17 protein-coding genes and 1 pseudogene are annotated in these 22,000 nt (G+C 56.6%); 6 read left to right on the forward strand and 12 right to left on the reverse strand.

From position 1 onward, the window contains the following. Positions 1 to 5: 5 nt before the first annotated feature. The 4 genes from N8E88_RS13230 to N8E88_RS13245 are packed head-to-tail and all read right to left on the reverse strand — an operon-like array spanning position 6 to position 5,244. Complete coding sequence (locus N8E88_RS13230; protein WP_410010643.1) at positions 6 to 1,316, reverse strand: M16 family metallopeptidase; 1,311 nt, start codon at positions 1,314 to 1,316, stop codon at positions 6 to 8. Next, on the reverse strand, positions 1,313 to 2,785 hold the full coding sequence (locus tag N8E88_RS13235; protein ID WP_262294071.1) for a M16 family metallopeptidase: 1,473 nt from the start codon (positions 2,783 to 2,785) through the stop codon (positions 1,313 to 1,315). Before N8E88_RS13235 ends, N8E88_RS13230 begins: the two co-directional genes overlap by 4 nt. Positions 2,786 to 2,833: 48 nt before the next feature. Beyond that, a complete protein-coding gene (gene rsmD, locus N8E88_RS13240) occupies positions 2,834 to 3,391 on the reverse strand; it encodes a 16S rRNA (guanine(966)-N(2))-methyltransferase RsmD (protein ID WP_262294072.1) in 558 nt (185 codons plus the stop codon). Between the two features lie 11 nt (positions 3,392 to 3,402). Further along, complete coding sequence (locus N8E88_RS13245) at positions 3,403 to 5,244, reverse strand: pseudouridine synthase (RefSeq protein WP_262294073.1); 1,842 nt, start codon at positions 5,242 to 5,244, stop codon at positions 3,403 to 3,405. 99 nt (positions 5,245 to 5,343) lie between these two features. On the opposite strand from N8E88_RS13245, the gene N8E88_RS13250 reads away from it, so the two are divergent. Continuing rightward, the gene (locus N8E88_RS13250; RefSeq protein WP_410010716.1) at positions 5,344 to 5,775 is read left to right on the forward strand and encodes a nucleoside deaminase; all 432 of its coding nucleotides are present in this window, start codon (positions 5,344 to 5,346) and stop codon (positions 5,773 to 5,775) included. Here N8E88_RS13250 and N8E88_RS13255 read toward each other — a convergent pair. The 7 genes from N8E88_RS13255 to N8E88_RS13285 form a co-directional block, all read right to left on the reverse strand. Next, positions 5,772 to 6,758, reverse strand: a complete 987-nt coding sequence (locus N8E88_RS13255) for an Lnb N-terminal periplasmic domain-containing protein (protein ID WP_262294075.1) — start codon at positions 6,756 to 6,758, stop codon at positions 5,772 to 5,774. The genes N8E88_RS13250 and N8E88_RS13255 overlap by 4 nt on opposite strands. An 83-nt stretch (positions 6,759 to 6,841) precedes the next feature. Then, a complete protein-coding gene (locus tag N8E88_RS13260; protein ID WP_262294076.1) occupies positions 6,842 to 9,676 on the reverse strand; it encodes an autotransporter outer membrane beta-barrel domain-containing protein in 2,835 nt (944 codons plus the stop codon). Positions 9,677 to 9,858: 182 nt separating this feature from the next. Beyond that, positions 9,859 to 10,530, reverse strand: a complete 672-nt coding sequence (locus N8E88_RS13265) for a hypothetical protein (RefSeq protein WP_262294077.1) — start codon at positions 10,528 to 10,530, stop codon at positions 9,859 to 9,861. Positions 10,531 to 10,721: 191 nt separating this feature from the next. Further along, positions 10,722 to 13,661, reverse strand: coding sequence for an isoleucine--tRNA ligase (gene ileS / locus N8E88_RS13270; protein ID WP_262294078.1), 2,940 nt, complete (start codon positions 13,659 to 13,661; stop codon positions 10,722 to 10,724). 272 nt (positions 13,662 to 13,933) lie between these two features. Then, positions 13,934 to 14,776, reverse strand: coding sequence for a MipA/OmpV family protein (locus N8E88_RS13275; protein WP_114428324.1), 843 nt, complete (start codon positions 14,774 to 14,776; stop codon positions 13,934 to 13,936). 103 nt (positions 14,777 to 14,879) lie between these two features. Continuing rightward, complete coding sequence (locus N8E88_RS13280) at positions 14,880 to 15,860, reverse strand: bifunctional riboflavin kinase/FAD synthetase (RefSeq protein WP_262294079.1); 981 nt, start codon at positions 15,858 to 15,860, stop codon at positions 14,880 to 14,882. Positions 15,861 to 15,871: 11 nt separating this feature from the next. After that, positions 15,872 to 16,720: a TIGR01459 family HAD-type hydrolase gene (locus N8E88_RS13285; RefSeq protein ID WP_262295718.1), complete on the reverse strand. Its 849-nt coding sequence runs from the start codon at positions 16,718 to 16,720 to the stop codon at positions 15,872 to 15,874. 160 nt (positions 16,721 to 16,880) lie between these two features. Between N8E88_RS13285 and N8E88_RS13290 the strand changes: the two genes are divergently transcribed. After that, positions 16,881 to 17,879 carry a cation diffusion facilitator family transporter gene (locus tag N8E88_RS13290; RefSeq protein WP_262294080.1) on the forward strand — a complete coding sequence of 333 codons (999 nt, stop codon included), beginning with the start codon at positions 16,881 to 16,883 and terminating at the stop codon, positions 17,877 to 17,879. Beyond that, positions 17,876 to 18,190, forward strand: a complete 315-nt coding sequence (locus N8E88_RS13295) for an ArsR/SmtB family transcription factor (RefSeq protein WP_262294081.1) — start codon at positions 17,876 to 17,878, stop codon at positions 18,188 to 18,190. The genes N8E88_RS13290 and N8E88_RS13295 overlap by 4 nt, the downstream gene beginning before the upstream one ends. A gap of 53 nt (positions 18,191 to 18,243) precedes the next feature. On the opposite strand, the pseudogene N8E88_RS13300 reads toward N8E88_RS13295, so the two are convergent. Then, positions 18,244 to 19,258 (reverse strand): annotated as a pseudogene (locus N8E88_RS13300) (zinc-binding alcohol dehydrogenase family protein). Positions 19,259 to 19,360: 102 nt separating this feature from the next. Between N8E88_RS13300 and N8E88_RS13305 the strand changes: the two are divergent. The 3 genes from N8E88_RS13305 to groL all read left to right on the forward strand — a co-directional run bounded on the left by N8E88_RS13305 (position 19,361) and on the right by groL (position 21,965). Continuing rightward, positions 19,361 to 19,720, forward strand: coding sequence for a winged helix-turn-helix transcriptional regulator (locus N8E88_RS13305; RefSeq protein WP_112525988.1), 360 nt, complete (start codon positions 19,361 to 19,363; stop codon positions 19,718 to 19,720). A gap of 244 nt (positions 19,721 to 19,964) precedes the next feature. Further along, positions 19,965 to 20,261 (forward strand): co-chaperone GroES, encoded by a 297-nt coding sequence (gene groES, locus N8E88_RS13310; protein ID WP_106715529.1) that lies wholly within the window; start codon positions 19,965 to 19,967, stop codon positions 20,259 to 20,261. Positions 20,262 to 20,318: 57 nt separating this feature from the next. After that, positions 20,319 to 21,965 (forward strand): chaperonin GroEL, encoded by a 1,647-nt coding sequence (gene groL, locus N8E88_RS13315; protein WP_106715528.1) that lies wholly within the window; start codon positions 20,319 to 20,321, stop codon positions 21,963 to 21,965. The last annotated feature ends 35 nt before the right edge of the window (positions 21,966 to 22,000 follow it).

Below are 22,000 nucleotides of genomic sequence, written 5' to 3' on the forward strand. Positions count from 1 at the left end.
CCTTCTCAGGATTGTGGCGAACCGACGATGAGAATAGCCGGATCCGTTTCAAGCAATTTTTTGGCCGCTTCCTTTACCTGGTCAAGTGTAACGGCATTGATCAGCTCGGCGCGCTTGTCGATATAGTCCCGGCCGAGACGTTCGTCCTGCAAGCCGATAAGCGTACTGGCGACAGCCGATGACGAGTCGAGATTGTTCACGGCATAGGACCCGACGAGGTATTTCTTGGCCTCGACGAGTTCGTCTTCCGTCGGGCCGTCCTTGGCCATTTTGGCGATCTCGGTCTTCAATATCTGCAAGGTTTCGTTGGCGCGATCAGCCCGGGTGGCAGTGTTCACCATCAGCGCCGCCATATGATCGCGGGTAACGAGGTTCGAGCCCGCCGAATAAGCAAGACCGCGCTTTTCGCGCACCTCGTTGTAAATCCGGGAAGAGAATGTGCCGCCGCCAAGAATATGGTTCATGATATAGGCGGGAAAGAAATCGGGATCCTGACGACGAACACCGGGATAAACCATGGAAATCGATGTCTGCGGCAGAGGGTAGTCGACACGCGTGATCTGACCAAACGCAAGCTTGGCCTCGCTGATAGTCTCCAGTTCAGCTTTCTCCGGAAGGTCGCCAAAAACTTTGTCAAGCAGCGGACTTAACTCTTCTGGGCTGATCGAACCGACCACTGCGACGATCAGATTATCACGGGCGAAATTGCGTTTATGAAAGGTTGCCAGATCATCGTGGGTGATCGAGTTCAGGCTCGCTTCAGTGCCCTCCGAACGACGCCCATATGGATGATCGCCATAAAGCACTTCTGCGAATTTACGTCCGGCTATCGTGTTGGGATCGCGTTCAGATGACTTGATCCCTGCAATAATCTGCTGACGAATCCGGTCGATCGGGGCTTGATTGAAACGCGGCTTGTTGACCGCCAGTGTCAAAAGATCAACGGCTTGATCCCGCTTCTCTGCGAGCATACGAATGGATCCCGTAACGTCGTCATCGTCGGCGTTGAAGCCCATCTCGGCGCCGACGTCGTCAAGCTTCTCCTGAAACGTTTCCGAATCGAGATCACCAGCGCCTTCATCGAAGAGGCCGGTCATCAAATTGGCAAGCCCTTCCTTGCCGTTAGGATCCTGTGTCGATCCGCCCTTGAACGAAAAGCGCATGGAAATCAGCGGGACGAAATCGTCCTGCACCAGCCAGGCCTTTATGCCTTTCGGCGAGACAACTTCCTTTATTTCGACTGCATAGCTTGGGGCAACCGAAAAGAAGATCAAGAAAAACAGGGCGGCAAATCGCTTCATGATTGGCGCGGTCATTGGACGGCCCCTTCTGCAGGCGCTTCTGGTTGTTGTGCTTCTGCGGGCTCGTTGTCCGATTTCTGATCAGGTTTTCCGTCCTCCGGCATGAGATAGCTCGTGACAGAGCGGCTATCGACAAGATAGCGCTGCGCCACACTCTGGATATCCTGAACCTTTACCGCACGGATGCGATCTGACCATTCCTGGATGTCCTGAATGGTTTGTCCGGTCGAGAGTGTCGAGCCGTAGATGCGCGCCATGCCCGCCTGACTGTCACGAGCGAAAATCACGCTTTTCAGGAAACGATTGCGCGCCTTCTCGAGTTCATCTTCCGTTACGCCATCCTTGATGATTCTGGCGATCTGAGCGTCGATACCAGCCTCGACTTCGGTCAGGGTCGCTGTACCGCGCGGCGAACCATAGACACCGAAACTGCCGGCATCCAGTGACCCGCCTTGATAATATGCACCGGCACTTGCAGCCGTTCCGTCGGTGATGACCAGAGACTGGTAGATGCGGCTGCGGTTGGATCCACCCAAAATTTCACTCAAAAGATCCAAGGCTTCAGCTTCCCCTGGTTTGGCACTGGTATAAGAAGGAGCAAGCCACATCTTCTGGAAACTCGGCTGCGAGACCCGTGGGTCGGCCAATGAGACAGTACGCTTGGTATTCTGCTCCGGTTCCTGGGGGCGTTCGCGTTTTCCAGGCTCCGCCCTCCGCGGAACCCTACCATAAGTCTTTTCCGCAAGCGCCTTTACCGTAGCCAGATCGACATCACCCGAGACAACAAGCGTAGCATTATTCGGGGTGTAATATTTGGCATAAAATGCAAGCGCGTCCTTGAGATTTAGCTGCTGCATTTCGTGCAGCCAGCCAATTACCGGTATCCGATAGGGATGGTTCTGGTAGAGCGTCGCATTGACCTCTTCCGCAAGCAAAGCTGAAGGGTTGCTGTCCGTCCGAGAGCGGCGCTCCTCAAGCACGACATCGCGCTCGGTCTTGACGACATCGTCGTTGAGAATGAGATTTTCCATACGGTCGGCCTCATAGGTCATGACCATTTCGAGAGCCGATGGCGCTACTTGCTGATAGAACGCAGTGTAATCGTAAGAGGTAAAAGCATTTTCCTGTCCGCCGATCTCGGCAACCTTGCGGGAAAATTCACCAGCTGGATAGGTTTTGGTGGCTTTGAACATGAGGTGTTCAAAGAAATGTGCGATGCCGGATTTGCCAGGTTCTTCATCTGCTGAGCCGACGTGGTACCACATCATATGGGTGACGACGGGCGCGCGATGATCCGGAATCACGACGACTTCAAGTCCGTTGTCCAGATGGAACGACGAAACGTCATCTTTATTGGTTGTCTCGATCGCCTTCGCGGTTTGCGGAACAGTATCCGCACGCGCTGGAACGAAGGAAACAGCCGTAAGGGTCGACGCGCCGACCAGGATAAATACCGTAAGGGCGCGGCTTAAAATGCAGGACATACAGATCGATCCAGTTCTGTTTCACGAAAAGCGATACAATCGCGGTCTTTACGACTTCAATGTGACAAACCTTATAACCGTTCCGCCATAGGAACGTTCTTCAACCACGACAAATCGCGGGTCGAGTTCGATCACAGCTTCGGCCTCTTCCTCCAGCACCAGAAGCGTGTCTGGACTGAGCCAGCCGCCCTCAAGTGCGGATTTGAATGCCATCTCGCCGAGGCCTCTCCCATAGGGGGGATCGGCAAAGACTAAATCAAATGGCTCGATGGTGCCTGCGTCGCCAAGTTTAGTCGCATCACGTCGGAATATCTTGGTGTTACCGAGCAGACCGAATGCCTCGACGTTGGTGCGGATCAGTCCGCGCCCTTCCGTCGATTCTTCAATGAACACACCATAGCGAGCGCCGCGTGACAATGCCTCAAGGCCCAGCGCGCCAGTCCCGGCGAAAAGGTCGAGTACGCGCGTTGATTCAAACTTCTCCGGATAACTGTGCACCAGAATATTGAAAAGGCTTTCGCGCGTACGGTCGGTCGTCGGCCGTATTGCGTTGGAAGCGGGCGTCGCCAAGGCACGCCCGCGAAATTTGCCACCGACAATTCGCATGGCTTCAAGTCCTAGGATTTGGGTTTGTCGCCACGCGGAGGGCGACTTGCGCCTCCACCGGACCGGCCCCTCGGTGCACCTTTGGGCCCGCCATATGGCCGATCTCCGCTTTTGCCATCCTGGCGGCCGGGCGATCGAGTCGGTCTGCCGCTTGCCCCGTATGGGCGCTCGGAACGCGCTGGGCGATCACCCTGAGCCGGATGCTCACCCCTTGCTTCCCGCTCCTTCAATTCGGCACGCTCCCGCTTGCCGACGCGCGGGGGACGATCCGCACGAGGTCCGTCCCGAGAACCTTCCGGCCGCGTAGCCCCGAATGTCCGCTTCGGTCGATCAGCATTGTCGCCTTCGCTTCGTGGGGCGCGCGGAGAAAAACTGCGTGGCTTGTCGCCGGCATAACCAGCTGACGAACGACCGACGGTGGTGCGATCACTGGCAGGACGATCACCGGCAGGCCGAGCGGAGCCTTCGCCGAAACGCTTCGGCTTGTCGGCACGCTGACCTTCTGAACGGTTACGCTCTTCCCGCGCTTCCACGGCCTTGGCCCTCGCCTTACCCATCGGACGCGCGCCAGGCGCCATCCAGACGTTGGCGCCGCGAGACTTGCGCGGAGCTGCCGCTTCGTCTTCCTTGCGCTCCCGATCGGCTTTCGATGACACGCCATGCTGGGAGCGTGGCTTACGATCGTCTTCGCGTGGCGCGCGTGCTGGGCGATCCTCACGACCGCCACGAGGCACCGCCGGCCGCTCATTGCGATCCGTCGTCCAGCGTGAGAGGGACTCCTCCCGCTTCTCGTCCTTCGATTTGCGCGGCCCGCGGGCCTTGGCGACGGGAGCGCTGGAAATCCATTCGGATGAGCGGCGCTCCGGACGCTCGCTCGGTTGCTGGACCGCCTCACCCTTCACCGCGTCATTGGAGAACACGTTGATTATCGGCGCATCGAAATCCGCACCGGATTCTTCGATCAGCCGTTCGCCCAGCTGGTCACGCAAGGTTCGGCCATTCATTTCGCGTACAGAGCCTTCCGGCAGATCGCTGAGCTGGAACGGTCCATAGGAAATGCGGATCAGCCGGTTGACTGAAAGTCCGAGCGCGCCAAGTACATTCTTGACTTCACGGTTTTTACCTTCGCGCAAGCCAACCATGATCCAGACGTTCGAGCCCTGTTCACGTTCCAGTGTCGCTTCGATCGCGCCGTAGAAGACACCATCCACTGCAATGCCATCCTTGAGCGTATCGAGCTTTTCCTGGGTAATGCTGCCATGAGCACGAACGCGATAGCGGCGGAGCCAGCCGGTAGACGGCAATTCAAGCGCGCGGGATAGGCCGCCATCATTGGTGAGAAGCAGCAAGCCTTCTGTGTTGATATCGAGACGACCGACGGAAAGGACGCGCGGCATATCCTTGGGCAAGGATTCAAAGACGGTCTGGCGCCCTTCCGGATCACGGTTGGTCGTAACAAGACCTGCGGGCTTGTGGTAGAGCCAGAGACGTGTGCGTTCCTTTTGCGGCAAAGGCTTGCCATCGACTTCGATGCGATCAGCAGGCATGACGTTGATGGCCGGGCTTTCGAGCCGCTTGCCATTGACGGACACGCGGCCCGCGGCGATCATCGTTTCGGCCTCCCGCCGAGAAGCTATGCCGGCGCGAGCAAGCCGCTTGGCGATACGCTCGCCTTCCTCGGCCGGTGCTTCGTCGCGTGGTGATTTGCGGTGCTCGACACCGTGCTTGGCGGGAGCCGCGCCCTCGAACTTGCGTGAGCCTCTGGCGCGATCGCCATCGTTGCCTCGCTTGTCGAAGCTTCGCTTTTCAAAGGGACGTTTGCCGCCCTTCCCGTCATCATTTGAACTTGTCATGGAATGTTTGCCTTTCAGCAGCGCTCACTAACAGCTATGAGGTTTTCTTGCGAGTAAATTCTGGACGATGAGCGCCGCGTGAACCAAAAAACTGATCCAATGAGTGTGGCTCTAGCCGAAGCGCATGACGCCGCGACGCGCAGCGAGGTGCCGATCGGTGCAGTCCTGGTCAAGGACGGGACAATCGTGGCGCGGGCGGGCAATCGCACGCGCGAGCTCAACGATCCAACCGCACATGCGGAAATCCTTGTCATCCGCGAAGCTTGCCACATCCTTGATGACGAACGCCTCACCGGTTGCGATCTCTACGTGACATTGGAGCCATGCACCATGTGTGCGGCTGCGATTTCTTTCGCCCGTATAAGGCGGCTCTACTACGGCGCACGGGATATCAAGGGCGGAGGGGTCGAAAACGGTGCGCGGTTTTTTGCCCAGCCGACTTGCCACCATGCACCGGAGGTATATTCCGGCTTTCAGGAACAGGAAGTGGAAGTCATGCTCAAGGAATTCTTCCAAACCAAAAGACTTTAATTTTCTGCTCTGATCTTTGCCGAAAAATCCATATCCGAGCCAGCATCCTGAGCAAGCTGGTTGATCGAAGCTGCTTTTATCGTCGCCTCCAAAGGTCCCTGATGATCGATGGCGCCGATATCATAAAGGTAGCCGGGCAAATAACCTGACAGAATGACCCGGTAATCGAGCGGCAGTTCCGGAGTTATTGCCCGGACCATGTCGAAAATCACCGTCGTGCAATTGGCCGTTATCGTATTATAGAATTTTGCCGTGCTCGCCAGATGATTGGCGTTATCCATATAGGACAGGAAGAGTGCCTGTCGCATCTCCGGCTTGAGATTGATGCGGTAGCGATAAACATCTTCCTTGCGGATATTCGTACGCAATCGAATGATATCGCGCTCGTCTGCTGCAATCATCGCCAGCTCGAATTCCTTGAAGAACCCTCCGATTTCGGAGAACTCTTCATGACGCTCTTTGCGTATCTCGGCGGAGAAAACAATGTGATCGCCGTTATTGAAGCCGAAGCTCACAAGCGTGTGGGCGATAGCGGGGTTCGACCAATAGGACAGAAATAGGTCGACGGAATCGAGATTTTGAAGATCATAAGTCCGGACTTCCCAGCGCTGGGTAAATTCTGTCGGCGTCCGCCATTCAAAATTGCGCACATTTGCAAGCGTCACATAGTTGCCGTTAAGAGAGCCGGTCACAGTCTGCGCAACATCATCGGCCCAGATACGATTCAACGAGGGTGTGATCGTGCTCCACCAATAGCCGAGGCCGACCATGACCGGAACCAGCACAATAAGTGCACGCCAGGCGCGACCCTTGAACTCAAGCCAAAGGACGGCGAAAGCGATCGCCGCCCAGAGCAAGAGGCAACCAATGTTGCCGGCAATGCCAAACGGCAATTGATACCAGAGTGCGAACCCTCCCCACAGAAAGCCAATAAGCGTCAAAATTATAAGGATGATTAGGCCAAGAAATCGCAGAATGAACAATTGTTGCGGTCCTTGATGGGAAGATGGAAGCGACGCTCTCTCCTTGTAGACGAAAGCATCAATCCGTTCCACAATTCTTGTTGCTAGAATCGCACTGTCAGATCGGCTCTGACGCCATGATCCTGCACTTCGCTGGCAATCTGCCCACGATAGGAAAAGCCAAACGTTGTGGCCGGCGCAAGATCAATGTCGAGACCCACCTCGACCAGCGCAGCGTCCCGAGCGATCGGCAATGCCGATATCTCGAAGCTATCCATACCGGCAAATGCAAGCGACGATAACGGCGTAACATCGCCGTAGGCATGCCGCCAACCCGCCATACCCCGAAGCATCGCCGTGGCGTCGCCGAACAACAATTGCTTTGAGGCGCGCAGACCAAGCGTAGTGAATGTCACATCGGCATCCGACGAGGCACCGGCAAGCGCGGCCGAACCGCCCTCTTCAGCAAAACTGTCGAGATGGAGATTGGCATAGGCTAAGTTGGCGAAGGGCTCGATAGTAACGGTATTGTATTGCAGGGAGTAGCCGAACTCACCAAAGATTTGCGCCGTTCCGCCGTTATAGTCAGCCGTGAGACGCTCCTCCGATCCGGTAAACTGCACGGTGCGATCGGTGCTGATATCGTGCCAAGTGTAGCTCGCGCCCGACCGAAGCCTAAGTCTTCCGAACTCTGCTCCACCATATATACCAAGATGAATATCATCGACATCTGCTGACGCGTCGAGCCCGGACTCATCGATGCTGGTTTGGCTGTAGCCGGAGAGCACACCGATACGGGCGTTGTCACCGACTGCAGCGTCGCCGCCGATGAGGAAGCCGCCGACGGATCGATCGACACCGGGAACTTGATCGTTACTCTCCCAGTCTGCCCACGAACCGAAGCCCTGCCCCCACACGGCAAACCGGTCGCCCGTGCCGATTTGTGGTTCGACGCCGTCGGGACCGTAAGCGAGAACGGGAATTGGCGGTGCGGCCACATCGCCGAAAGCCGAGCGCAGCCGATTGTTGGCTGCATCCCGGATGAAGCGGCCGTCATCTAGTAGCACGCTTGCCAATGACGCGTGAATTTCGCCGGGAAGCTGGGCGATGGTCAGAGGTGCCGTTGCTTTGTCGAGCCCAAGGAGCATTCCAATGAGCGGATTGTCCGTGTCCCGATTATCCATCAAGAAGCGATCAAGGGATTGAATTGCGTTTTTCTGGTTGGGTGTTTTGGCGAGTGAACCAAAGACGACTGGTGTCGGCTCTGGCCCCGGGTCTGGGCCGGGATCTGGCGGCAAGCGAACGAGCGTGAGTGTGAGCAGGACATTGTCGGCGTCATAGCTCAATGCCGGTGTCAGAAACTGGAGATTTGACGACACACCGAGGAACTCGCTGCCGTTCAATCCGCCTGCAGCCGTAAGAATTGTATAAACGGTGCCGATACGCCAACTGCCGGATGAAGCGATGACATCCACATGTCCGCCGCTCAGCGTTGCGATTCCGGAGACCAATGTCTTGTCACCGTTGCCAGCCGGATCGACCTCGACCTGATAGGTCGACCCTTGGTTGAAGGTGAGATTGCCGTCAACGTGCAGCGTACCGATCGAATTGCCCGGAGCAAGGAGACCACCATCGTTGATTGAGGTGGAGCCCACGGTCCCGGTTCCGCCCAACAGCCCGGTTTCCTCGACACTAATGATCCCGCCGAGTGTGCCATTCACAATGAGATTACCGCCCACGAGATTCGTATTACCAGTAAAGCCGCTGCTGTCTCCTGTCTGAATCACGTTGCCTGAAAGCACATTGAATGCGCCAGAACCACTCATACGAGCAGTAAGATCATAGTCCGTCGCGGGATCGAGATTGAACGCGCCGCTGCCTGCGCCGAACGCGATGCTATCTGTTTGCAAAGCTCCACCTAGAACGTTGAGCGTTCCTGACGAGCCAGGTTCGGAAGCAATGCTTATGACGGGACTTGCAGCCGTGCCACCGATGCCGAGGTTCAGGGTTCCGGTGCCGGTATTTCCAATGGTCAGTTCCGATGCTGCGGAAAGTGCAGCCCCTGCGCCCGCGACATTGACAATGCCCGTACCTGAGCCAGCCACGATACCCTGTGCTGGTACCCCAGCCCCACCGCCAATATCAACCCTATCAAGACTTCGGACAGCGGCGCCGTCCAGTACCGAGACCGAACCGGTACCGCCAAGGCCGACGAACAGGAAGCGGCCCGGATCGAGCACTGAATTCACACCCCGGATGGTGACTGTGCCATTGGCCTCGGGGAATCGCGCTATAGCGACGACCATATCGGTCGATACGCGTCCGCCTCCAATGATATCCAGCGAACCTGCGCCTCGAGTACCGACGCTTAGCCGGGATCCGGCCCCCCAGAGGGAACCAGTGCCATCAACGCGGACCATTCCCGAGCCGCCGGCCTCTGACCCGATCGCCGTCGCTGGTGGCGCGCCGTTAAAATCCGCACCGGCATCGAAGACCCTTGCACCATTCTCGATGACGAGAGTCCCTGATCCGGCCCCGCCGATCAACATCTGATGGCCATAATCGAACGACGATCCCGCGCCTGTCACAAGGACGGTGCCTACAGAGGCAGTATTCCTTCCGACATCGGTCGTTAATCGATCCACATCTGGATCGACACGCGAATGAAACGCAACGCCACCATCGCGAATGATCAATGAACCCTCGCCATCTATCCTGTTGACCAGATCGCTGCCGACATTCAGCAGGTAACCCACATCCCATGGACTGGGCTGTGGGCCGGGCGTTGTCAGAATTCCGCTCGTGACCTGGCCGCTCGTCACGATTTGTTGTGCGACGCCCGGTTCGGCAGGAATGAGGATAAAAATGGAAAAAGAGACCGTTATCAGACCCGTGCGCAAGGCACGAGTGGTTTTATCCCCCATCCTGACAACAATCATGCGAATACCCCCCAACGCCCCAAGGGTTTCGACTAGTCAGAAATAATAACACTTAAGTATTAGGGTGCGCAAATATCGTCTTAGTTGCAATTATTGTCGGCCTTGACGACCTTCGCGGTCGGTCAAGGAATAGTGGCTCGACAATTGTGTGACCTTGCAGACTGCGCGCGCTCGGTAAATCCCTATTCCCAAGGAATGAGATTCTTCCAGCTAAAGCCTTTGTCTTTTTTTGCAGCGGCTTTGCGTTCCCGCTCTTTCTTGGCCTCGTCTTCACCCAGCTCATTGGCTGCAGCGGTAGAGGCTGGAGCACGGTATTCGAGTGGCGGCTCGCTCAGGTAACGACGCGTCGTTGGCGATCCGGCTGTTGACGCAAGCTTGCGAGCGCGGAAATCCGCCCCCGCAGTGCTTTTCGATCCTTGATTGGCGGGAGACTTGTCATTGAAGAACCCATATTCCGGCTTGCCTGCAGATTGCTGGGCAAGAGGCATATCATTCTCGACTTCCGGCACGAAATTCGGATTGTTCTGGTTGGCCGTAGCTGTGTCGCGTATGCGCTTGCGCCGCGCCTCGGGCGATTCCGGCCAGTTTGCACTGTCGGTGGTCACGACATCATTCTGCGGTGCTGGCAATTGTGCTACCTTGCCCTCGGCTGGCCGGACGAGCTCGGGACGCGGGTTGTAAGCGATCTGGTTCTTCTTCTTGGATGATCCAAAGGAAGCCATGTTCGATACATCGTCGAGGAGCTGGCTGCCAGCAGTCTTGTCCGTCCCATAGGTAGGCGACGACATGCAGCCGCCAAGCGCCAGTGACGCGACCAGTGCACCGAAAACCGTAATGCGTCCGTTCAAATCCATACTCGCTATTTCCAACCCATGTCTGGGCAGTACTGACTGCCGATCAAATTGTGCTTGATCTATGCCCTGCCTCTAAAATCAGGCAACTCAATGGCAAGCCTTTTACATGAGGCCAATTAGATTAAGCAAGTCTGTGCATGTTTTTACAGAGGATATGCGGATCACTTTATCCAGCAATCCGCATTTCTTCTCTAAACAGCAAGTTTTCCAAGTTTTTCCAGCTCATGTAGAGCGCCGGCGTCGCGGGCTGAAACGTCCGGGAAAGCCGGGTCCAAGCCGACATCGTGCGTATATCGCCACGAACGGGCACACTTCATGCCTGTCGCACGTTGAGATACAACTGCAACGCCCTTCACATCATCGGCGACAAACGCATCCGCAGGGGCTTTTTCGCTTTTTATCGTGATGTCGCTGGTGATGCAGATCTCCGCCATGTCCAGCCCCTTCACCGCGGCAAGCAATTCCGGATCGGTGATGTAGACCACAGGCGCTGCCTCAAGGGACGAGCCGATGGTTTTCTTTACCCTCTCCAGTTCGAGTGCACCGGTTACAACACGGCGGACATCTTTCACCTTGCGCCATTTGGCGGCAAGTTCGTCGTTCTTCCATTCCTTTGGCGTTTCGCGGAACTGCTCAAGATGGACCGATACTGCGTCCCTGTGGAGGTCCAGCCAAGCTTCCTCCATCGTGAACGGCAGCATCGGGGCCAGCCATGTGACGATGCGGTCAAAGAGATAGCGCACGACTTGAAGCGAGGCCTTGCGTCTGATGCTCGACGGCGCATCGCAATAGAGCGAGTCTTTCCGGATATCGAAATAGAAGGCCGAGAGTTCGACATTCATGAAGTCGATCAGCGCGCGGGTGATACGCTTGAACTCGAAGGCGTCATAGCCCGTGCGGACAACATCATCGAGTTCGGCAAGCCGATGCAGCATCAGCTTCTCGAGCTCCGGCATATCGTCATAGGCGATCTCGGCGCCTTCATCGTGGGCAAGCGTACCGAGCATCCAGCGGATCGTATTGCGCAATTTGCGATAGGCGTCGATGTTGGTCTGGATGATGTTCTTGCCGAGACGCTGATCTTCCCAATAATCAGTCGTCATGACCCAAAGACGCAGGATATCCGCGCCGGAATCCTTGATTACGTCCTGCGGCGTCACCGTATTGCCGAGCGATTTTGACATCTTTCGCCCCTCTTCGTCCATGGTGAACCCATGGGTGACAAGGGTGTCGTAGGGCGCGCGACCACGCGTACCGCAACTTTCCAGCAGCGACGAATGGAACCAGCCGCGATGCTGGTCCGAACCTTCGAGATAGACATCGGCAGGCCATTTCAGGTCCGGCCGGTCCTCCAGCGTGAACACATGGGTTGAACCAGAGTCGAACCAGACATCGAGAATGTCGCGGACCTGCGTCCATGGCTCATTCGCCTTTTCACCAAGGAACCGCTCGCGCGCACCTTCAGCGAACCAGGCATCGGCGCCTTCCTGTTCGAAAGCTGCGAGGATGCGCGCGTTGACGCCGTCGTCTTTCAGGACATTGCCGTTGTCGTCGGCGAAGACGCAAATCGGCACACCCCAAGCTCGCTGGCGCGACAACACCCAATCGGGACGATCCTCGATCATGGCGCGAAGCCGATTCTGGCCGCCAGCGGGGACAAAGCGCGTTTCGTCGATAGCGGCAAGCGCGCGCGAACGAAGCGTCGTCTGATCGCCGAGGTCCTTGTCCATATAGACGAACCATTGCGGCGTGTTGCGGAAGATCACCGGCTTCTTCGAACGCCATGAATGCGGATAAGAATGCTTGAGACGGCCCCGCGCAAACAATGCGTCGCGGGCAATGAGTTCTTCGATAACGACCCTATTGGCGTCGCCCTTCTTGCCATTGTCGTCGATAACGCGCGCGGCACCGCCTTCACGGTCGGGGCCGAAGCCCGGCGCGTCCTTTGTATAATAGCCGGCATCATCGACAGTGAACGGGATTGCCGAAGAAATGCCGCGAGCTTCAAGATCGTTGCGCGCATCTGTCCAAGCATCAAAGTCCTCGCGCCCATGGCCGGGCGCCGTGTGGACAAAGCCAGTGCCGGCATCGTCGGTGACATGATCGCCGGGCAGCGTGGGCACGGGAAATTCGTATCCGCCACCAAGGCCTTTAAAGGGATGAGAAAGCGTCATCGCCGCAAGTTCATCAGCCGAAACCGTCCTGATGCGCTTGAAGGTCAGCTTGGCTTTCGTTGCCGATTCTTCGGCAAGGGCATCGGCAAAGATCAGCTTTTCACCTGGACGCGGACCAAAATCATTCTCCGCAGATTCAACCTCATACAGCCCATAGGCAACGCGTGGCGAATAGCTCACTGCTCGGTTACCGGGGATTGTCCAAGGCGTAGTGGTCCAGATGACGACATGCGCGTTCAGCAACTCGGGTCTCATTTCGGCGCCATCACGGCTCATGAAAAGCACCGGGAATTTCACCCAGATCGTATCGCTTTCGATGTCAGCATATTCAACTTCAGCCTCGGCGAGCGCAGTGCGCTCGACCACGGACCACATGACAGGCTTGGAGCCGCGATAAAGCTGGCCGGACATAGCGAATTTCAATAATTCACCGGCAATGCGGCTTTCCGCATGGAACGCCATCGTGGTGTAGGGGTTTTCGAAATCGCCTTCGATGCCGAGGCGCTTGAACTCCGCCGACTGGACCTTGATCCAGTGCGTGGCGAACTCACGGCATTCCTTGCGGAACTCGTTGATCGGCACCTCGTCTTTGTCCTTGCCCTTGGCCCGGTACTGCTCCTCGATCTTCCACTCGATCGGCAGGCCGTGACAGTCCCAGCCGGGCACATAGTTGGAGTCATAGCCGCGCATCTGGAACGAGCGGGTGATGACGTCCTTGAGGATCTTGTTCAGCGCGTGGCCGATATGGATGTTGCCGTTGGCATAGGGCGGACCATCATGCAGGACATAGAGCGGACGCCCATTCGCGTCCTCACGCAGCTTTTTATAGAGGTTCATCTCCTGCCAGCGTGCAACGAATTCCGGCTCCTTGGCAGGCAGCCCGGCGCGCATCGGAAAGTCCGTCTGTGGCAGATAGAGTGTTTTCGAATAGTCGAGTGTCGTGGACGTGTCGGTCATTTTACCAGCTTGTGATGGGGCCCGCGCGTTATCGCAGCGGGCAGATCTCGAAGAAATCATGTTAGAGCGCAAAGGCGCCGCCCCGGACCTTCCGCACCGCGAAGCCGAAGCTTCAGGAACGCGGCAAGGCCGGGCCAGTAATTCGTATCGTCTGAATAGGTATGGACTGCGCGCCGGTCCAGCAAACGGTTTTCATGCGGCGCTTTTAGCAATCACCGCTCATAGAATAAAGAGGGAGGCGCAATAAACTTCGCGTGTGCCTCCTCAAGCCCTTAAAGCGCGAAGTCGAAGCGGTAGGTTGCCTGCACGCCGAGTGTCGCCTGATTGGCCGAACCGCGCTCCCTGACCAGGCTTGAATCTGCCGCTGGTCCCATTAACCGGCTATATTCGGCATAGGCGCTCGTGGTGATCTTGTCGGTGGTCTGCCAGGTGATTTGACCGCCGACGCCAAGCGATTTCAGGCCGCCGCCCGGCGAATATCGTGCGAGGCCCGATGCCGCAGACTCGCTGGCAGTCACACCATAATATTCCTCAAAATAGTCTTTGGAGGCAACGGTTGCACGCGGACCCGCAGACACGCGCACTGTCGGCGTTATGTCCTTGAAGGCATCGATGGCAAAATCGGCTACGACGCCGTCATGAGCGCCGATACCGCGCCGTACCTCGACTCGGCCGCGAATATTGTCTGTCGGATAGAATTCTGCAAAGCCACCGAGCTCGAATCCCCAGTCGACATCGTGAAGGCCTTTGAGATCATCCGAGTCACCGCGGTCGCGCCCGGTGATCAGTTTACCGGTGATCCCGGCCCGAAAAACGCCTGTGTCGATGAAACCGAGGGAGGCATTGTCATTGAGCGAAGAAAAACGAACCGACTTACCTGCACGGCCAAGGGAGATAACCGGGGCAGCGCTGAGCATATAGTCCTTGGCGCCTTCATACTTTGGAGCAACGAAGCCTTTGGCGCCAAGCGTGAGATACCAGTCGCCTGACCACCAATGATCTCCGCGCGTGCTACTGGTAGGCTGGCTGTCCGGATAATACTCATCAGCAAAAACTGCAGTTGATCCCGCAAAAAACAGTGCGCTCGAGAGAGCGCCAATCAGGCGAATAGACATGAAATCACTCCGGAACCCTGCCTGGGAGGTGGCAAGTTATCTGGCGAAACTACCGAAAGATAGATAAAATTGGCTTTATTGTCTTGGTAAACAATTTACCAATTCAATCGAAGTTGATCGTCTGGTCGAGCGCCGACAACGGCCCCACACCCTGCAGCAAGGCCCGCGATTCCTCTTCATCACGCCTGATTTGCTGCATCATCGGTTCCAGGCCGTCGAATTTTTCCTCGCCACGCAGATAACCAAAGAATGATACAGCGCAGGTTTCACCATAGAGATCGCCGTTGAAATCGAAGACATAGCTTTCGAGCAGCGGTTCACCATCTGTGTCGACTGTCGGCCGCCGGCCGAAGCTGGCAACTCCATCGTAGAGCGTACCGTCAGCCCTGCGGAAACGCACGGCGTAAATGCCATGTTTCAGATGTGTTTCCGGCGGCAAAACCATGTTGGCTGTCGGAAATCCAATAGTGCGGCCTAGCTGTTTACCGCGAATGACCTCTGCCCGAATACGGTGGCGATAACCGAGTAGACCCGCTGCCTCCACCACCTCGCCTTCGCCGAAAAGTTCGCGAATACGGCTCGATGAGATGGCGTGGCCGCCCTCATCGCGGAAGGCATCAACCAGAGTAACATGAAAGCCGCGCTTTTCGCCGGCATCCATCAGAAAGGCGGGGCCGCCCTGACGGTTCTTGCCGAAATGAAAATCAAAACCAGTAACGATGCGGCTCGCCGCCAGGCCGCCGACCAGTATCTGGTCTACAAATACGTCTGCAGTCAGCTGCGAAAACTCGCGGGTGAAATGGCACTCGACCACTGCATCAAAGCCCAATGCTTCGAGAATGGAGGCTTTCTCGGCGGCCGGGGTCAAGCGGTCGACCGGCTGGTCCGGTACAAACACGCTGCGCGGATGCGGCTCGAAAGTCAGCACGAGGGAAGGCTTTCCCGCCGCCTGCGCTGCCTCGAGCGCGCGTTCCAGCACGGCCTGGTGACCGCGATGCACACCATCAAAATTGCCAATCGCGACAACGGCATCTTTGAGGTGCTCGGGCAAATGGTTCGGATCGCTCAGACGCAGGATCGACATGAACTTTAGCCTCAGGCCAACATAGTCATCGTGGCCACAGGAATGCTGCCGTGCTTCGCCAGAAATGCAAGCAGTTTCTCAAGGTCTTGAACGCCGCCCATGACGTAATCTCCAGCATGGATACCACCGGAAATATAGAGAGCATCGATCCCGAAAAGGTCGGCGCCCTTGATGTCAGTCAGCATACCATCGCCGATAGCGAGGACGCGCGCGAGATCGACAGGCTCATCGCGCACCTCCATAGCAGCGGCAACAGCGGCCTCGTAAATTGGGCGATGCGGCTTGCCGGCAATCAATGTCCGGCCGCCAAGCTGGCTATAGTCACGGGCAAGCGCTCCCGCGCACCATATGAGTCGGTCGCCACGCTCGACGACAATATCCGGGTTGGCGCAAATGAACGGCAGATCGCGCGAACGGAATCGAGTGAGCATTTCTGCATAATCTTCCGGCGTTTCCGTCTCATCGTCAAAGAATCCGGTGCACACGACGACGTCTGCTTCGCGTTCCTCGACAAGTTCGACGTCCAGCCCTTCATACAGTGTTTCATCGCGCTCAGGCCCAAGATGAAAGACGTGGCGCGGCGCATTGCGGATCAATTCGCGCGTCACGTCCCCCGATGTGACAATGCGATCGTAGGAAGATTCGGCCACGCCAAGCGCGTGTATCTGCTGTGCGACGCTATCAAAACGGCGCGGTGCATTGGTTATAAGGACGACCGTCAGACCGGCTTTCCGCGCACGTGAAAGAGCTGCCGATGCGGAAGCAAAAGAATCCACGCCATTGTGCAGAACGCCCCAGACATCGCACAGGAGGACATCGTAGCGATCCATCAATTCGTCGAGACGCTGCAAATGTATCATATCGGTCATGCCGATCCTTTCCGAGAACGCAAAGCCCGACATCGCTTACCCGATTGCATGAAATGTGTCACCCATGATCATCTGCGATTGTTTCGCGTCCAGATATTGACAGCATACATATGAACAATTATTGATATGTTTGTTATCACTAGGGCAAGCCATGTCAAATTCCCACGAAGGCCACGACCACGCACCGAAGATCACGGTGGGTAATCAGCGCAAAGTGTTGATTGCGTTTTTCATTACATTTGCCTTCATGATCGTCGAAGTCATCGGCGGTTTGTTGTCCGGTTCGCTGGCGCTGATCGCCGATGCTGGCCATATGGTGACCGATGCCGCGGCGCTGGCTCTGTCCTATGCGGCATTCCATTTCGGCAAACGGGCCGCAGATGAGCGGCGCACATTCGGTTATTTGCGTTTTGAAGTCATTGCCGGGCTGATGAACGCCATCGCCCTCTTCGCTATCCTCATCTGGATTACCATCGAAGCAATTGATCGCTTCCGCAACCCCGGTGAAGTACTGGCAGGGCCGATGCTGATCGTCGCGACGATCGGGCTAGTCATCAATATAGCTGTATTCTGGATCCTTACGCGCGGCGACAGCGAACACGTCAATATCAAGGGTGCAATCCTGCATGTGCTAGGCGATCTGCTTGGTTCTGTCGGGACAATCATCGCCGCTATCGTCATCTATTATACGGACTGGACGCCGATAGACCCCATCCTCTCGGTCTTCGTCTGCCTGCTTATCCTGCGCAGTGCCTGGGCATTGCTGCGAAATTCAATGCATATTCTTCTTGAAGGTGCGCCGGCGAACGCCTCGCCGGAAGAAATCGAGCAGCATTTGAAGAAAACCATACCCGGTTGCGCCAATGTTCGGCACGTTCACGTTTGGATGATTACATCAGGAAAAGCGCTCGCAACACTGCATGTACTGCCGCAAGCGGATGCCAATCCTCGTTTGCTGGTAAAGCAGGTCGAAGCCGAGTTGAGAACGAAGTTCGGGATTGAACATTCGACCATCGCCATCGACTGGCCGGATACCGCGCCGGAGGATTGCTGCCTTGGCATAGAGCCGGGCGGCGGTCACGAAGAACATGACCACGCAGATCACAACCACGCGCCGCATAGTCATGGTCACGAGGATCATAAACATTGAACAAGGTAGCAATTCCATCGCAGCTCGATACAACGGTCCTCGCAGAGACGTTTCGGCTGCTTGGCGATCCGACGCGGTTGCGCATCCTGTTCTTCTGCCTCGACGAGCCGAGATCAGTCGGTGATATAGCGACGAGCCTCGATCTGTCGCAATCTCTGGTAAGTCATCATCTGCGGCTATTGCGCGGAGCACGGCTGGTACGTGGCAACCGGCAGGCCAAGCAGATCTTCTACAAGCTTGCCGACGAACATGTCAGCGACATGCTCGTCGACATGGCCCATCACGTTTGCGAGGAGCAGTTCGACGACTGACGCTGCTCTTCTAGCCGCTTCTACTACCCAATAGCCAGCGCAATTGACCTGATTTAGAATCCGGACAGAACAATCTTGCCTTTGGCGCGGCCGCTTTCGATAAGCGCATGTGCTCTCTTCAGATTAGCGGCGTTGATCAGGCCGAAGTCATCGGCGAGAGTCGTCTTGATCGTCCCTTCGTCAACGAGTTCCGACACCTGGTTCAAAATTCGATGCTGAGCATCCATATCGGGTGTCTTGAACAGCGCCCGTGTAAACATCAGCTCCCAATGCAGCGATATGCTCTTGCGCTTCAACAACATGACATCGAGTGTCTTCGGATCGTCGATCAGTGCGAACCGGCCCTGCGGCGCGATCAGCGTGGCGACTTCGGCAAGATGCGCATCGGAGTTGGTAGTTGAGAACACGAATCCCGGAGCGCCTATACCCAGCGCCTCAACCTGGGCCGCTATGGGTTTCGAGTGATCTATGACGTGATGAGCGCCGAGATCACGGGCCCAAGTCTGCGTTTCCGGACGCGACGCCGTGGCGATGACGGTGAGGTTGGTCAACTTTCGCGCGAGCTGAATAGCGATCGATCCAACTCCACCGGCGCCGCCGATGATAACGATGGCATTGGCCGCCCCGAGTACCGGTGTTTCGACATGGAGCCGATCAAACAACGCCTCCCACGCGGTGATCGATGTCAGCGGTAAGGCGGCCGCGGCGCTGAAGCTCAGCGATGATGGTTTTTTGCCGACGATACGCTCATCGACGAGGTGAAATTCTGAGTTCGTGCCGGGACGATCGATCACTCCAGCGTAGAACACTTCATCACCCGGCTTGAAGAATTGTGCCTCGGGACCCACTGCGGCTACGACGCCTGACGCATCCCAGCCAAGTACCTGGGGCGTTCCCCCTTCCGGGTTGACCCTGACCCGGACCTTGGTATCGACGGGATTGACAGAGATCGCCCTCACCTCAACCAACAGGTCTGTGCCACTTGCTTCGGGCTTTGGCAGGTCGATATCGACCAATGAAGTTTCAGCGGTGATGGGTTGTGATTCTGAAATAGGCGACAGCGCGCATGATCGTTGCTCCTGAAAAAGTTGACCTGCTCGAGATGCGCCCTATGCTACATAAGTGCAAGAATGCACATATAATGCATATAGTGTCAAAAAGGATACCGTTATGCCCCGCGTGCGCCACAAGACGTTTGATTGCTCCGCCGGCTGTCCGGTCGAAGGTGTTCTCAACTTGATCGATGGCAAGTGGAAAGGCGTGATCCTCTACCATCTCATGTCAGGTACGCTGCGGTTTAATGAGATCCGACGCAAGCTGATTAATGTCACGCAACGCATGCTGACAAACCAGCTGCGCGAATTGGAAGCCGATGGGCTGATCATACGCAAGGTCTACGCCGAGGTGCCGCCCAAGGTCGAGTATTCGCTTTCGGAGCGCGGCCGTAGCCTGGAGCCGGTTATCAACGCCCTGAAGGCATGGGGTGATGCAAATCTCGCTCTCGACAAGATCGACGTCGAAGCAGCCTGACGCGTCGTTTCATCAAGTCATCACATTCATATGGGATTAATGGCTTGCTGCAGCACCTGCGAGCGCCTGCGACTGCCGAATTTGGTCTTACCGCAGAAAGATTCATCGCAGCTTTCCCTTGACTCTTCAGTGTCATCCCACTATCTCCGGCCGCAGTTAGCACTCACCTCTGTCGAGTGCTAATAACGCGGATGGCGCAGCTGTTCGCGACATCGTTTTGACACCAACATCAAGGGTTCTAACCATGGCCAAGACCAAGTTCCGCCCGCTTCACGACCGCGTCGTAGTACGCCGCGTTGAATCCGAAGCAAAGACTGCAGGCGGCATCATCATTCCGGATACTGCCAAGGAAAAGCCACAGGAAGGCGAAATCGTCTCCGTAGGCACTGGCGCTCGTGACGAAGCCGGCAAGCTCGTACCACTCGATGTCAAGGCAGGCGATCTTATCCTGTTCGGCAAGTGGTCCGGTACGGAAGTCAAGATCGGCGGCGAAGACCTGCTGATCATGAAGGAATCCGACATTCTCGGCATCCTCGGCTAATCAACGTCGTTTCAACACAATTTCGATCAAACCGGGTTAAGTCCCAGGAGAGATAAAATGGCTTCCAAAGAAGTAAAATTCGGCCGCGACGCGCGTGAGCGCATGCTGCGCGGTGTCAACATCCTTGCAGACGCGGTCAAGGTAACGCTCGGCCCGAAAGGCCGTAATGTTGTCATCGACAAGTCCTTCGGCGCGCCACGCATCACCAAGGACGGCGTGACCGTTGCCAAGGAAATCGAACTCGAAGACAAGTTCGAAAACATGGGCGCACAGATGGTGCGTGAAGTCGCTTCGAAGACGAACGACATTGCCGGCGACGGCACCACGACTGCTACCGTCCTTGCCCAGGCTATCGTTCAGGAAGGCGGCAAGGCTGTTGCTGCCGGTATGAACCCGATGGATCTGAAGCGCGGCATCGATCTTGCTGTTGCTGAAGTCGTCAAGCAGCTCGGCAAGAGCGCCAAGAAGATCAAGACTTCGGAAGAAGTTGCGCAGGTCGGCACGATCTCTGCCAACGGCGAGACTGAAATCGGCGAAATGATCGCCAAGGCGATGCAGAAGGTCGGCAACGAGGGTGTTATCACCGTTGAAGAAGCCAAGACCGCTGACACCGAACTCGAAGTCGTCGAAGGCATGCAGTTCGACCGCGGCTACCTGTCGCCTTACTTCGTCACCAACCCTGAAAAGATGGTTGCTGATCTCGAAGACGCCTACATTCTTCTCCACGAGAAGAAGCTTTCGAACCTCCAGGCTCTTCTGCCGGTTCTTGAAGCTGTTGTTCAGACCTCCAAGCCACTCGTCATCATTTCTGAAGACGTCGAAGGCGAAGCTCTTGCTACGCTCGTCGTCAACAAGCTGCGTGGCGGCCTGAAGATTGCGGCTGTAAAGGCTCCTGGCTTCGGCGATCGCCGCAAGGCAATGCTGGAAGACATCGCGATCCTCACCGGTGGTCAGGTTATTTCCGAAGATCTCGGCATCAAGCTCGAAAGCGTTACGCTCGACATGCTCGGCCGCGCCAAGAAAGTGTCGATCACCAAGGAAAACACCACGATAGTTGACGGTCATGGCAAGAAGGGCGAAATCAACGCCCGCGTCGGCCAGATCAAGCAGCAGATCGACGAAACCACTTCCGACTACGACCGCGAGAAACTGCAGGAACGCCTTGCCAAGCTCGCCGGCGGTGTTGCCGTTATCCGCGTTGGCGGTGCAACGGAAGTAGAAGTGAAGGAAAAGAAGGACCGCGTCGACGACGCCCTCAATGCTACCCGTGCGGCTGTTGAAGAAGGCATCGTTGCTGGCGGTGGCGTTGCTCTCCTTCGCGCTTCGGCTGGTCTTACCCTCAAGGGTGCAAATGCCGATCAGGATGCTGGCATCAACATCGTTCGTCGCGCTCTGCAGGCTCCGGCTCGCCAGATTGCAACGAACGCAGGTGATGAAGCTTCGATCGTTGTTGGCAAGATCCTTGAGAACAAGAAGGACACCTACGGCTACAATGCGGCCAATGGCGAATACGGCGATCTGATCGCACTCGGCATTGTCGATCCGGTCAAGGTTGTCCGTACTGCTCTGCAGGACGCTGCATCGGTTGCTGGCCTTCTCGTCACCACCGAAGCCATGATCGCCGAAGCTCCGAAGAAGGACAACGGCGGCGCTCCCCAGATGCCAGGCGGCGGCATGGGCGGCATGGGCGGTATGGACTTCTAAGAAGTCCTCATCCACGCAAATACGGAAAAGGCGGG

The organism is Phyllobacterium zundukense, from assembly GCF_025452195.1.
GTDB lineage: Bacteria > Pseudomonadota > Alphaproteobacteria > Rhizobiales > Rhizobiaceae > Phyllobacterium > Phyllobacterium zundukense_A.